This is a genomic window from Bacillus sp. FSL M7-0307, assembly GCF_038627835.1.
GTDB lineage: Bacteria > Bacillota > Bacilli > Bacillales > Bacillaceae > Bacillus > Bacillus altitudinis.
The window spans coordinates 2,126,734-2,139,006 of sequence record NZ_CP152023.1 but is presented as its reverse complement, the minus strand read 5'-3'; the positions used below and the strand labels follow the sequence as shown (position 1 = coordinate 2,139,006).

Below are 12,273 nucleotides of genomic sequence, written 5' to 3'. Positions count from 1 at the left end.
AACAATCGTATTTTTGAGAAAAAATTAATTCAAGCAAGGAAAGCCAAAATGAAAAAGGGGCGAGGCCATCATGATACGTCAAGTGAAACCGTCAGATTTTTACGCAGTCACATCCGTCATTCAAAGCTGGTGGGGAGGCAGAGATTTGCGTGCAAAATTGCCAAAGCTCTTTTTTGAACATTTCCAGCAAACAAGTTTTGTTATCGTTGAAAAGGGAGAGCTGATCGGCTTTTTGGTTGGTTTTTTATCACAATCTCATTCGGATGAAGCCTATATTCACTTTGTTGGCGTCCACCCAGATCACCGTAAATTAAAGATAGGTAAAATTCTCTATCAAGCTTTTTATGAAGCGGCTGAAAAGGAAGGAAGAACAACAATTAAAGCTGTCACAGCTCCTATCAATAAAGTCTCCATTGCTTATCATACAAAACTCGGGTTTCAGATAGAAAAGGGAGATAAAACAGTAGATGGCATCTCAGTCTTTTCAGATTACGATGGCATTCATGAAGACCGTGTGTTATTTGTGAAGAAGCTGGAGGCGATGAAATGATTGTTCATTTAGATCACACAATAAGTGATGTAGCAAAGCAGATCTTACATATTCAACTAGCTGCATACCAACAAGAAGCTGAACAAATTGGCTATGCTGATCTTCCGCCATTAAAAGAGACCGTTCAAGATGTCATGAGAGCAAAAGAGCAATTTATTGGTTTTCAGCAAGATGATATCTTATTAGGTGTAGCCTCTTATGAAGAGCTGGAAGATTGTTTGATCATTAGTCGATTGGCTGTGCATCCAAAAGCGCTAAAGCAGGGTATTGGAACAAGACTTATGTCCACAATCATAGAGAAGAATGTCCCGATAGAACTGACCACAGGGCAAGAAAACACCCCTGCAAAAAGGCTATATGAAAAATTGGGGTTTTTTGAAACAAATGTGATTCATGTGGCAAAAGAGCTCACCCTATCAAAAATGAAATGGACACCGCGACGCAAGGTTGAGGTTGTCGAATTCAAAAAAGAATGGCATGAAGAATTCCGTCAAGAAAAGCAGCGACTCAAGCAAATCATTCAAAAGAGCTGGATAGAAGGATACCATATTGGCAGCACGTCAGTTACAGGACTTGTTGCCAAACCAATTATAGATATATTAATAGAAGTAAGCGATATAGAAGAGATTGATAGAAAAAAAGAGAGATTTGAACACCTTGGATACGAAGCGCTCGGTGAAAATGGTATAAAAGGGAGACGTTTTTTTCAAAAGGGTGGCTTGAATCGTACGCATCATGTCCATGTTTATGAAAGAAATCATCCTGATGTGAAAAGACATTTATTGTTTCGAGATTACTTAAGAGTCCACCCAGAACGAGCTGTAGCGTATGCGTCTGTCAAGGAACAATTAGCAAATCAGTATCCGGAAGATATACAAAGCTATATGGCAGGAAAGAATGAAATCATAAAAGAAATAGAAAATGAGGCATATCGCTGGGATAGAGAAGGAAGAGAGGAAGCTCTTAAATAAGCTGCCTCTTCTCCTCGTTAATTAGGAAGCTGAACATTGCCTTTTACAATATAGGCCTGTGAAGCAGCAGTAGACGGAAGAGCGGGTAATTGATCCTTTACTATGACCCCGCGGATATCTGTGATTCGAACAGGAAGAGATGTAGACCCCATATGAAAGCCAAGGAAATGGTTGTAGTCTGTCTTTTCCATGTTCACCCATTTTCCATCTTTGTAATATTCCATTTTCATAATCGGATATTTATGATTGCGTACTTGAATCGCAGCCCACCACTCACTGCTACCTTCTTTTATTCTGTAAGCTACATTTCCGCTAATCGGTGCTTTTATAATTTTCCAACTAATTGGGATTTTCCCATCTGCCATATTTCCGATTTTGGCAAAGGCATTAGGTGAAAGATCAAGAGCTCCTTTTGCTCCTTCTGGATATTTATCGGTTACATACACAACGGTTTTTCCTTTTGGTCCCGTTACTTCAAGGTAAGCCCCTGCAAGTGCCGCATTTACCCCTTTATAGTTATAGTCATGGGGATTTAAAGCCGTAATTTTCATGTCAGATGGAATAGGATCTAATAAAGCGGTGCCCCCTGAGTAACCAGATCCCGTATAAGTCGCATAGCTTTCTCGTACTTCATCAAGGATAGATGCCGCTTTCATGTTTGGCATAGTGAAACTCAACATCAATATCAGCGCCCCGATGAAGCAGAGAGATAATCTTTTTTTCACGATCTAAAACCTCCTGTTTCTTATTTTAAAATGGATAGCGTCATCAGTATAATTCTAAAAAACAGGATGCAGAAAGAGCCAATAGATAGATATAATCCTAGTGAGAAGAGGGTGTATTTCAAAGAGTGTGACTTTCGGATTTAGTCGTGTGTCATGTTTTATGGTGTTTTATGTGTTACAATGTAAGCATCAATTTAAAAAGGATGTTCGCCATGTATATTCACATCACAGAACTGGCTAAAACGTATATAGAGAAACAGCAAACAGGAAACGAAACGAAGGAGTTACTGCTTCGCTACGATTCAGAAGGTTGTGGCTGTGCAGTGAGTGGCGTACCAATGCTTTGGTTAACAAGTGAAAGAACAGGTGAATGGGAACCACTTAATAATAGCCAACATTTAAAACTATATATACACACAGCACAAAAGGTGTTTTTTGACGAGGAAATGACGATTGATTTTAATGAAAAAGCCAATACACTTATGTTGAAAAGTCCTCAACAAATACTCAGCCCTAGAATGGGTATACTTGTAAAGTAAGGTGGAAACGTAGTGGATCAAAAGCTGAAAGTGATACAAAACACGGCACAAAATAAAACGTGGGTGTCGTTTTTAAATAATAATCATCCATATAGCCTTTTGCACTGGTCAATCGGTGGAATGGATTCAGTAAAAAAGGACGTCTGGCTTCTCCAAGATGAAGTCACATTTGAAACGGAAGAATTTCCAACGCTTGAATTAGCAGTCAGTTGGATAAAAGAGAATATGGAACACGTAACAGACGTGTTATAAGCCCTTTGCTAAAGAGGGCTTTTTTTGTGGCCTCATCATCTCATCAAACAGGAGAACTGTCTAATTTGAAAAATGAGATTTTTCAACGATAAAAAGTCATTTTTAACAAACATTTCGACAAAATGAGAAAAATAGAAAGAGAAAAGGAGAGGCTGTAAATGCCGAAAAATCGGCAATGGAAGCGGTTATTGCGGGATACCGAAAACTTTACGAAAAACGACATTTCATATTTCTTCCATTCGAGGAAATATGATAGAATACAACATGTATCGTACATGAGGAGGGAGGTGCTAAGGTGAATTGAAGCTCAAGCTGTCATCGCCTCAGGTTGGAATCAAAATAAACGAATGGTATAGGCAGATTTGCGGATTTCATGTCATGAAAGCAGAGAAGCTAAAGGCCGAGATCGAGCAGGAAATCCTTGAGATGGAGCAAGATCAGAACTTGCTGCTTTTTTACCAGCTAATGGATTTTCGACATAAGGTCATGCTTGAATATTTTGAACCGGCAAAAAAAGCCTCGAATGATGAGGAGATTAAGAAGCTTCTAGAAACAATTGAACATTCGCAGACCAAATTAACGGATATGCTTGAATACTATGTTCATTTTTTTACAGGAATGTTTGAATTTGAACAGAGAAACTATTTGAGTGCCATTGCTTATTACCGTTCCGCAGAAAAAAAGCTCAATCTCATATCAGATGATATAGAAAGAGCAGAATTTTATTTTAAATTAGCAGAAATATACTACCACATGAAACAAACCCACTTTTCGATGCACTATGCTTTGCAAGCGTTAGATACGTACTCTGCCTACAGAACGTACACGCTGAGAATCATCCACTGTGAATTTGTCATCGGTGCAAACTATGATGATTTGAAATGCTATGAACATGCATTGCCCTACTTTAAAAATGCTCTAAAGCGAGCACGCTCAATTGGAAACCCTCGAGTCATAGGTTCGGCCCTTTTCAACTTAGGTAACTGCTATTACCAAATGAACGATCTTGCTGCAGCAAGTCGCTATCTCAAAGACTCTCTTGAAGTGTTTGAAAAGGAGAATTTAACCCATCTGAATCGCTCTCTAGACCCACTATTTATGCTGACCCAAATCCTGTTTAAACAAAAACAAATAGAAGAGTCGTTAACCCTCTATCAACAAGGTATTATGAAAGCCTGTGATTTAGAAGATGAAATTTACATCTGCAAGTTTCAGTTTTTAAAAGCATTATACGTTGATGCAGAAATAAAAATCATAGACGATACATTAGATTTGTTGGAGGACAAGCGCTTATACCCAGATATTGAGGAACTGGCACTTGATGCGGCACATTATTATAATGAGCTTGGATTATTTGAAGTTTCTACCCGGTATTACGAAAGGAAAATTCAAGCCATATCAAAAATTCAAAATGGAGGTCATTTATATGAAAATGAGTTTGATAGTTCTTTTATTGGCAGCAACTGCAGGATTATCGGTCATGAGTCAGCAGCAATCGGAAGAGAGCCATATGGAGCTGGCGGGCAGACACCATACAACAGTGGTGACTATCGTATAAGTTAGCAAAAAGAGGAGACGAACGGCTGTTCATTCTCCTCTTTCATTTTGATTGAATTGAAATGCTTCCAGAAATGCTTCGACCTCTTGTTCATAGACTTCCTTATTGTCACTATAAGACATCGCATGCGCACCATGTGGCGCAATAAATAGCCGTTTATCACCCTTTTTGCGTGCGTATAACTGCTCGCTTTGCTCACAAGGGATATAGTCATCATGGAGGCTATGAATAAAAAGGATAGGTTCTTTCACCTTGTCGATTACATCAAGTGGAGAAACTTGTCGAATGCTGTATCCGTCCCGCCATTTCAACACTTGATCACTTAGTGGAAGAATCCACTGTCCTGAAAGACGAAAATCCGTTTTTAATCGATACAGAAGCTGATCCTCAAAAGAAGCAAAAGGACAATCAGCGATGTAAAAATTGGCGCTTGCATCCGGTTTTGCAGCATATAATAAAGTTGTGACTGCGCCCATCGATTCTCCGTGTATACCAATGATTGCTTTTTCCCCAAGTTTTTTTCTCAGCCACTTGACGACTTGAGCCAAATCTTCTTTTTCATAATATCCATAGCTCGTTGTTTTTCCGCCGCTCATCCCATGTCTTCTATGATCATAAAGCAGCACATTCCATCCAAGCTTTTGGAATAATTTCATATACTTCACGGAATTAATCAAACTGACTGTAACCCCGTGACAAAGAACGATGGTGCGTGTTGTATGAGGGAGCGGTACAAAATAGCCATGAAGATCATAACCAAATGCTGAAGGAATACAAACTTTCTCTTTTTGAAGCTGTTGAAACTCCTCGTGATGATAGTGCCCTTCATCTGATTCTCGTTTCATGAGCTCTTCATCCGTTAATTTTCGTATATACATCATTTTATTGGTAAAAAAAATGCCGATTGCAGCTAGTGGAAATAATACCAAGGCAAGTATAGCGAGCCATTTCTTCTTCAAGCTAATTCTTCCTTTCCGAAGGGTTTCTATGATGATCATACCACAAATTGGGAGTTTGGCGTGACTCTTGCTGAGCAAATAAAACGGATGATACACTAAAGCAAAAGGAGAGAGGCAAAGTGAAAAAGACCAATCAAGATCAAGCAAAGCTAAAGGACGGCATAAAGGATGATGTGAAACAGCAGCTCCTTCAAATGAAGCAGAATCTGGCCGCCGAAACAGAAAAAAGAGAAGAACAAAAACGACAAGACCTCCTTCGGCAACAGAAAGAAAAAGAAAAAAATAAAAGCTTCTCAGAGCTGCTAGATGAAAGTCATTTAGACTGGAGAAAGTATAAAAGTTAAAAAAGGGAGCTGAGATGCTCCCTTTTTTATGTTATATCATTGAGATGAATCATACTACATGAGCCTGAGAGAAAACACGACTGACTCCCTCGTATCACTTCATTTCAGAATCGCACCAATAGGATTTTACGTTCAAACCAAAACAAAACGTATTTTATAAACGATAAATCAAAACGAGGAGTATTGATTTATTTAAATTCCTTTTTATCCCAAAAATAGTAGTTAAGACCCTTTTAGGAAAGAGTCATTCCTCTTATAATTAAGATGTATTACAAAATTTGGGAATGGAGATGATTCACATGAAATTGAGAAGAACAATGACTGGAGTTGCTTTATCTTTAGGCTTGCTTTTACCTATTTCTGGACAAGCTCTTGCTACAAATCATTCAACAGATGCAGATCTGCGTACGAAGGCTACTAAAATTGTAGATTGTTCCGAAACTCCTTTTAAAAAAGAAGCGAATAGATTATGTATGTACTCAGATAATGGTGTTTTTGCAAATAGTTTCAATAATTTTGGTACTACATTTTACTTTAAAGGCAAAGCTGGAAATTATGGATATTATGAAAGTAGCAGCAAAAGTTAATCAGTCAACGGGGGCTTTTAGCCCCTCAGTCTTAGAGGAAATCTTAATTAGCTCGCTGCTGCTGGATGAACGGGAAACAAAACGTAAGTGGCAAGTTGTTCTCCCATTTGCATGTAGAACATGAAAACGTACATCCATATATACATACGCTAAAAAAAGATCACATGCATGCATGTGATCTCTTTTTGCTTTCTATTGATTCAAACGATGCGTCTCATACACAGACTGTTTTGTGAAATATGACAAAGCTTTTACTTCTTGATCGCTTAATGAACGTGCATTTGCCGCTGCCACATTTTCTTTTAACTGTTTCACCGAGCTTGCGCCAAAAACAACAGAGCTGACTGCAGAATGCTTGAGCAAGTATTGAATGGACAGCTCTGTCAGTGATAGGTCATAAGCGACTTTCTTTAACGAAGGAATGACCTGCTGGAGCTCTTCAAATGAATAGTCAAGATACCCATTCTTTTGAATCGCAGCACTTGCTTGCGAAAGGGGTTTTTCAGTTAATAATCCTTTTGCTAAAGGACCTCTTGCCACGACACTAATGCTTTGTTCTTCAAGAAGAGAAAACCATTCTTCTGGGCGGCGATCGAGTAAACTATATTGCATCATCACACTCACGATGTTTGATTTTTTGGCGTATTCTTTAATGACATTTGGGCGAATCGACGATATGCCGTAATAGCGAATGACACCTTCTTCAACCAATTCTTCAAATGCTTCGATGGTTTCGTCAATTGGATCGTCAATTGTGCCGCCATGCAATTGATATAAATCAATATAATCTGTTTGAAGTCGTTTCAGACTTTGTTTCACTGCCTCTTTTATATATGCTTTTGAAGGATCCCAGTCCCAGCCAGGTTTGCCTTTTTCAAAGCGGTTGCCGCCTTTTGTGGCCAAAATCAAATCTTGGCGTCTGTTTTTAATGGCTTCCCCGACGATTTCCTCATTTGTTCCAAAATCATATAAATCAGCTGTATCCAAATAGTTAATCCCAAGATCAATGGCTTCATCTAATAAAGAGAGCGCTTTTTCTTTTTCAGTCCCGAGAGACATACATCCTAGTGCCGCCTCACTAACCAAGAGATCAGAGGTGCCAATTCGTCTTTTTTTCAATTCAATCACACTCCTATCCTTTCACATTAAGTGAAACAATTCTGGAATTCAAGCTAGGTGATTTCAAAAGGCGCATTGAAGCAGGCATCCGCATTTTGGCTTCTCCTAAAACATCTATGTTAAAATGAATGAAGTAAAAAGTGAAAGTAGAACGAGGAGCTGACAAAATTGAAGGACTTTGAAGAAAAAACATTATCGTCAAAAACATTATATAACGGAAAAATCATTGACTTGGTTCTTGAAGATGTAGAATTGCCGAACGGAAAACCAGGCAAACGCGAAATCATTAAACATCCAGGTGCAGTAGCAGTCATTGCACGTACAGACGAAAATAAAATCATTTTGGTCAAGCAATACCGTAAAGCACTGGAGAGAGCCATCGTTGAGATTCCGGCTGGAAAATTAGAAAAAGGAGAAGAGCCGGCACATACAGCACTGAGAGAATTAGAAGAAGAAACAGGTTATACAACTCAGGCGCTCCAAAAGCTGACAGCCTTTTATACATCACCAGGGTTTGCGGATGAAATTGTTCACATCTACCTTGCTGATCAACTCGTCCCGCTTAAAGAAAAACGAGAGCTGGATGAGGATGAATTTGTCGAAGTGATGGAAGTCTCACTAGAAGAAGCACTGCAACTCATCGAAAAACAACATATTTATGATGCAAAAACAGCCTATGCCATTCAATACTTACAATTGCAAGAGGTACTTAAGTCTACAAAATGAGGGAATTCTTTGCAGATATCCATATTCATATTGGTCGAACAAGAACAGGCAGGGCTGTCAAAATTACAGGTGCAAGGTCACTGACCATTGACCAAATTCTCATTGAAGCGTCTCAAAGTAAAGGGATGGGGATGATTGGTGTGATTGATGCGCAATCTCCTGAAGTCCTAGAAGAATTGATAGAAGGTGTAGAGGAAGGAACGTACACTGAACTAAGCGATGGCGGTTTATCATTTGGAAAGACCGTTTTGCTTTTAGGCAGTGAGCTAGAAATCAATGATGACCAATCAAAAGGTCCGATTCATGTGCTTGCCTTTATGCCCACGCTTCGTAAAATGTCTGAGTTTTCCGCATGGCTTTCTCTTCATATGAAAAATGTGCATTTGAGTTCACAGCGTTTATATGTGGATGGAAGAACGCTTCAGCATAAGGTGAAGGAACTAGGGGGATTATTTATTCCTGCCCATATTTTTACGCCGCATAAAAGTTTATACGGCAAAGGGGTTAATACTTCTTTAACCGAAGTATTCGATCCAGAACTCATTGATGCTGTTGAGCTTGGCCTTAGCTGTGATACGTCTATGGCCTCCCAGCTAAGGGAGCTAAACCGTTATCCTTTTTTAACAAATTCAGATGCCCATTCTTTAGGGAAAATTGCGCGGGAATATACTAAGATCCGAATGGATCATGCCTCCTTTGCTGAATTTGAGCTAGCGCTTCAAGGAAAAGATGGCAGAAATATCACTGGAAATTATGGGCTCGCTCCGCGGCTCGGAAAGTATTATCATACGACCTGTGAGAAATGCGGGGTAAGACCTGACAGTCAGGATCAAGAAAAGTGCCAAGCATGCGGCCATACCCGAATGACAAAAGGGGTGAGTGAGCGGTTAAAGGAGCTTGCTGACCAAGAAAGTGACAAAGGAATAAGGCCTCCTTATGTTCACCAGCTTCCCCTTCATTTTATTCCGGGTGTTGGAGCCAAAACGTTAGAAAAGTTAAAAGCTGTCTTTCATACAGAGATGAATATTCTTCATCAAGCAACAGAACAAGAATTAAAAGCGGTCCTGCCTGAGAAAACAGCCGATTACATCATCAAAGCAAGAAGAGGTGAAGTTGGACTGATCGCTGGCGGAGGCGGAGTCTACGGTAAGGTGGATATCAATCATGAATCAACTTAAATGGACATGTCACACATTTGAACAACTGTCTAAAGAGGACCTTTACCTGATTTTAATGGAAAGAGTGAATGTGTTTGTTGTAGAACAAACATGTCCTTATCCTGAAATTGATCATCGTGATCAAGAGGCGCTGCATGTCATCGCCAAAGAGAACGGCACGATTGTCGCTTATTGCCGCATTTTCCAAAGCGGGATCATGTACAAAGAGGCGTCCATTGGTCGTGTCCTTGTGACGAAGGCCGGCCGGAAAAAAGGTTACGGGAAGATCCTGCTCGATCAGGCGATAAAAAAGCTCAGTGAATTAGGCGAAACAAAGATTAAAATCCAAGCACAGGCTTATTTGAAATCGTTCTACGAATCGTTTGGCTTCGTAGCTGTCTCAGATTGTTATGATGAGGATGGAATTCCGCATCTTGATATGGTAAGAAAAGAAAGATAGGCGTGAATACGTCTATCTTTTTTAGGTGCGTTCATGTATCATAACGACAACGAAAGGGGTTTTGCGAAATGGGAAAAAGCAAAGCAAAGAAAAAGAGAGAACACCTTCAAAGGCAGCACAGCCGAAATCCAGAACAATCGAGAGGAAATATGCCGCATTTTAGTACACACGAAAGAAAGACAAAAACAAAACAAGAAGCCTTGCAGCATATGATGAAAAAACATAAAGGCAGGAATGCTTATGATCGCTATGAACAGGATCATAAGCATTTTTATTTTGCTTTTTTGTGACAAGTAGATCAAATAATTGGAAAAATTTTAAAAAATAGGACAAACGGTCGTTTCTTTTTGTCTAAAAATGTAGTTAAATGACAAAAAGAAATGAAAGGGAGAGTGGGTATCGTGAAGGTCAAATCATTTGGAGCAGGGCTTTGTATGGCAAGTATGCTACTGGCATCGATGACATTCGGCGCATCAGATGTATCTGCAAAGGATCAAGCAAAAAAAGAGTATATGATTGGTTTTTCTTCTTCCGTTCAAGATAAAACACAAAAACAGCTTGTTGAAAAAGCTGGCGGTCATGTGAAAGAATCAATAGAGAAAATAGATATGATGAAAGTTTCGTTGAACGAAGCATCAAAAGAAAAACTACATCAAGCAAAAGAAGTTACTTTTATTGAGGAAGACCAAAAAGCGAAAACAAGCGGTCAAAGCGTCCCTTATGGCATTAAAAGCATCAAAGCACAAAAGGTACATAAACGAGGATATACCGGACAGAATGTCAAAGTAGCTGTTCTTGACAGTGGAATCGACGGCAAGCATGAAGATTTACATGTAACTGGTGGTGTCAGCTTTGTTCCAACAGAGTCCGATCCGCTTGTTGACCCGCATGAACACGGAACCCATGTTGCGGGCACGATCGCAGCACTAGATAATAAGGTAGGCGTCGTGGGTGTGGCACCAAAAGCTTCGATCTATGCGGTGAAAGTGGCAGATGAAAATGGTGACGGCTACTATAGCTGGATCATTAAAGGCATTGAATGGGCGATTGAGAATGAGATGGATGTCATCAATATTAGTATGGGGGGAGCAAGTGAATCGGAGGCGCTGAAAGAAGCGGTAGATCGAGCATATGACAACGGGATTCTCATTGTCGCATCTGCAGGAAATGCTGGGAGCTACGGGTCACTTAATACGATAGATTACCCGGCCAAATACAGCTCTGTCATGGCAGTCGCATCTGTGGATCAACGAAAGCAAAGAGCCTTTGATTCCTCTGTTGGGGAAGAAGTGGAAGTATCAGCACCAGGCGTTTCAACATTAAGTACCATTCCTCATAACGAATATGGATATAAGAGTGGAACGTCTATGGCATCACCTCATGTAGCTGGTGCTGCGGCAGTCATTCTATCAAAACATCCGAATCTGACAAATGATGAAGTGCGTGAAAGGCTGACAAAAACGGCAACAAAACTTGGCGAACCTTTTTATTATGGCGCTGGGCTTGTGAACGTACAAAAAGCTGCACGATAAAGGAAACGAGAAAGCAGTGTACAGCTGCTTTCTCGTTTTTCTTTTCATAAAACTGTCATGTTTCGTCTGCTCTCTCATAGAATCTAGTAACCTTTACTATTTGGGAGGAAGGCGCATGCGGAAAAAGTCTTGGAAAGAACATCTTCTTCAGCACGTGAAAGATCATTTATCAATTTATTTGTTTGTTTCTGTACTATTTTTAATGGGCGTCATTTTTGGAGCCATTATCGTCAATAGTATGACAATGAGTCAGAAAGAGGATTTATTCTATTATTTAAATCAATTTTTTGGTCAACTGACGAATGAGAAAGCAGCAGAATCAAAAGAAATGTTTTTGCAAAGCTTTTTACATCATATGAAATATTTAGGCCTCATGTGGATACTCGGAATTTCCATCATTGGCCTGCCGCTTATTTTTCTTATGATCTTTCTAAAAGGGATTGTAGTTGGATTTACTGTCGGTTTTTTGGTCAATCAAATGGGGCTTAGCGGTTTTTTTCTATCTTTTGTCTCGGTGCTTCCTCAAAATATCTTGCTCATTCCAGCGTATTTAGTGATCGGAACTTGTGCGATTGCGTTCTCCATTCGTTTAATTGGTCAGCTTTTTATGAAAAAAACCATCAGTCAAGCGCCAATCCATTGGTTTGGCCGGTATGCTTCTGTTCTACTGATGATTTTAACCCTCGCTGCTCTTTCGTCCTTTTTTGAATCATACTTATCATTCATGCTGATGAAAAAGCTGGCAGGTGTTCTGTTTTGATGATTTTATAATCGTTATTAAATAATAATCAATT

16 protein-coding genes are annotated in these 12,273 nt (G+C 39.5%); 13 read left to right on the top strand and 3 right to left on the bottom strand.

All coding sequences use genetic code 11. The annotated features are described in order from the left end of the window. Positions 1-70 precede the first annotated feature (70 nt). A complete protein-coding gene (locus MHI41_RS10885; protein WP_017357931.1) occupies positions 71-550 on the top strand; it encodes a GNAT family N-acetyltransferase in 480 nt (159 codons plus the stop codon). After that, a complete protein-coding gene (locus tag MHI41_RS10880; protein ID WP_342494190.1) occupies positions 547-1,521 on the top strand; it encodes a GNAT family N-acetyltransferase in 975 nt (324 codons plus the stop codon). The genes MHI41_RS10885 and MHI41_RS10880 overlap by 4 nt, the downstream gene beginning before the upstream one ends. Positions 1,522-1,538: 17 nt before the next feature. Here the strand turns inward: MHI41_RS10880 and MHI41_RS10875 are convergent, their stop codons facing one another. Continuing rightward, a complete protein-coding gene (locus MHI41_RS10875) occupies positions 1,539-2,246 on the bottom strand; it encodes an expansin EXLX1 family cellulose-binding protein (protein WP_342494189.1) in 708 nt (235 codons plus the stop codon). 212 nt (positions 2,247-2,458) lie between these two features. Between MHI41_RS10875 and MHI41_RS10870 the strand changes: the two genes are divergently transcribed. The 3 genes from MHI41_RS10870 (at position 2,459) to MHI41_RS10860 (ending at position 4,600) form a co-directional block, all read left to right on the top strand. Continuing rightward, a complete protein-coding gene (locus MHI41_RS10870; protein WP_008343835.1) occupies positions 2,459-2,785 on the top strand; it encodes an iron-sulfur cluster biosynthesis family protein in 327 nt (108 codons plus the stop codon). Positions 2,786-2,797: 12 nt separating this feature from the next. After that, positions 2,798-3,037: a YqkC family protein gene (locus MHI41_RS10865; protein ID WP_008343836.1), complete on the top strand. Its 240-nt coding sequence runs from the start codon at positions 2,798-2,800 to the stop codon at positions 3,035-3,037. A gap of 300 nt (positions 3,038-3,337) precedes the next feature. Further along, positions 3,338-4,600: a tetratricopeptide repeat protein gene (locus tag MHI41_RS10860; protein ID WP_008343838.1), complete on the top strand. Its 1,263-nt coding sequence runs from the start codon at positions 3,338-3,340 to the stop codon at positions 4,598-4,600. A 24-nt stretch (positions 4,601-4,624) separates the two neighbouring features. Here MHI41_RS10860 and MHI41_RS10855 read toward each other — a convergent pair whose 3' ends face one another. Next, positions 4,625-5,554, bottom strand: coding sequence for an alpha/beta fold hydrolase (locus MHI41_RS10855; protein ID WP_342494188.1), 930 nt, complete (start codon positions 5,552-5,554; stop codon positions 4,625-4,627). 119 nt (positions 5,555-5,673) lie between these two features. On the opposite strand from MHI41_RS10855, the gene MHI41_RS10850 reads away from it, so the two are divergent. Next, the gene (locus MHI41_RS10850; RefSeq protein WP_008343840.1) at positions 5,674-5,898 is read left to right on the top strand and encodes a YqkE family protein; all 225 of its coding nucleotides are present in this window, start codon (positions 5,674-5,676) and stop codon (positions 5,896-5,898) included. Positions 5,899-6,197: 299 nt separating this feature from the next. After that, positions 6,198-6,485, top strand: a complete 288-nt coding sequence (locus MHI41_RS10845; RefSeq protein WP_171465553.1) for an LCI fold-containing protein — start codon at positions 6,198-6,200, stop codon at positions 6,483-6,485. A 192-nt stretch (positions 6,486-6,677) separates the two neighbouring features. Here the strand turns inward: MHI41_RS10845 and MHI41_RS10840 are convergent, their stop codons facing one another. Beyond that, a complete protein-coding gene (locus tag MHI41_RS10840) occupies positions 6,678-7,604 on the bottom strand; it encodes an aldo/keto reductase (protein ID WP_342494187.1) in 927 nt (308 codons plus the stop codon). A 168-nt stretch (positions 7,605-7,772) separates the two neighbouring features. Between MHI41_RS10840 and MHI41_RS10835 the strand changes: the two genes are divergently transcribed. The 6 genes from MHI41_RS10835 (at position 7,773) to spoIIM (ending at position 12,239) form a co-directional block, all read left to right on the top strand. Then, positions 7,773-8,330 carry an NUDIX hydrolase gene (locus MHI41_RS10835; RefSeq protein ID WP_342494186.1) on the top strand — a complete coding sequence of 186 codons (558 nt, stop codon included), beginning with the start codon at positions 7,773-7,775 and terminating at the stop codon, positions 8,328-8,330. Then, entirely contained in the window at positions 8,327-9,508 is a 1,182-nt protein-coding gene (locus MHI41_RS10830) for a TIGR00375 family protein (RefSeq protein ID WP_272511679.1), read from the top strand. The genes MHI41_RS10835 and MHI41_RS10830 overlap by 4 nt, the downstream gene beginning before the upstream one ends. Next, positions 9,495-9,947 (top strand): GNAT family N-acetyltransferase, encoded by a 453-nt coding sequence (locus MHI41_RS10825; RefSeq protein ID WP_272511678.1) that lies wholly within the window; start codon positions 9,495-9,497, stop codon positions 9,945-9,947. The genes MHI41_RS10830 and MHI41_RS10825 overlap by 14 nt, the downstream gene beginning before the upstream one ends. Positions 9,948-10,015: 68 nt before the next feature. Beyond that, positions 10,016-10,237: a hypothetical protein gene (locus tag MHI41_RS10820; RefSeq protein WP_008344413.1), complete on the top strand. Its 222-nt coding sequence runs from the start codon at positions 10,016-10,018 to the stop codon at positions 10,235-10,237. A 111-nt stretch (positions 10,238-10,348) separates the two neighbouring features. After that, positions 10,349-11,479, top strand: coding sequence for a S8 family peptidase (locus tag MHI41_RS10815; protein WP_017367533.1), 1,131 nt, complete (start codon positions 10,349-10,351; stop codon positions 11,477-11,479). Between the two features lie 115 nt (positions 11,480-11,594). Further along, the gene (spoIIM, locus tag MHI41_RS10810; RefSeq protein ID WP_017367532.1) at positions 11,595-12,239 is read left to right on the top strand and encodes a stage II sporulation protein M; all 645 of its coding nucleotides are present in this window, start codon (positions 11,595-11,597) and stop codon (positions 12,237-12,239) included. Positions 12,240-12,273 lie beyond the last annotated feature (34 nt).

Bases quoted from the DNA above. Each gene is read 5' to 3' on its own strand.
- MHI41_RS10885 (WP_017357931.1), top strand. From the start codon at position 71: ATGATACGTCAAGTGAAACCGTCAGATTTTTACGCAGTCACATCCGTC.
- MHI41_RS10880 (WP_342494190.1), top strand. From the start codon at position 547: ATGATTGTTCATTTAGATCACACAATAAGTGATGTAGCAAAGCAGATC.
- MHI41_RS10870 (WP_008343835.1), top strand. From the start codon at position 2,459: ATGTATATTCACATCACAGAACTGGCTAAAACGTATATAGAGAAACAG.
- MHI41_RS10845 (WP_171465553.1), top strand. From the start codon at position 6,198: ATGAAATTGAGAAGAACAATGACTGGAGTTGCTTTATCTTTAGGCTTG.
- MHI41_RS10830 (WP_272511679.1), top strand. From the start codon at position 8,327: ATGAGGGAATTCTTTGCAGATATCCATATTCATATTGGTCGAACAAGA.
- MHI41_RS10825 (WP_272511678.1), top strand. From the start codon at position 9,495: ATGAATCAACTTAAATGGACATGTCACACATTTGAACAACTGTCTAAA.
- MHI41_RS10820 (WP_008344413.1), top strand. From the start codon at position 10,016: ATGGGAAAAAGCAAAGCAAAGAAAAAGAGAGAACACCTTCAAAGGCAG.
- spoIIM (WP_017367532.1), top strand. From the start codon at position 11,595: ATGCGGAAAAAGTCTTGGAAAGAACATCTTCTTCAGCACGTGAAAGAT.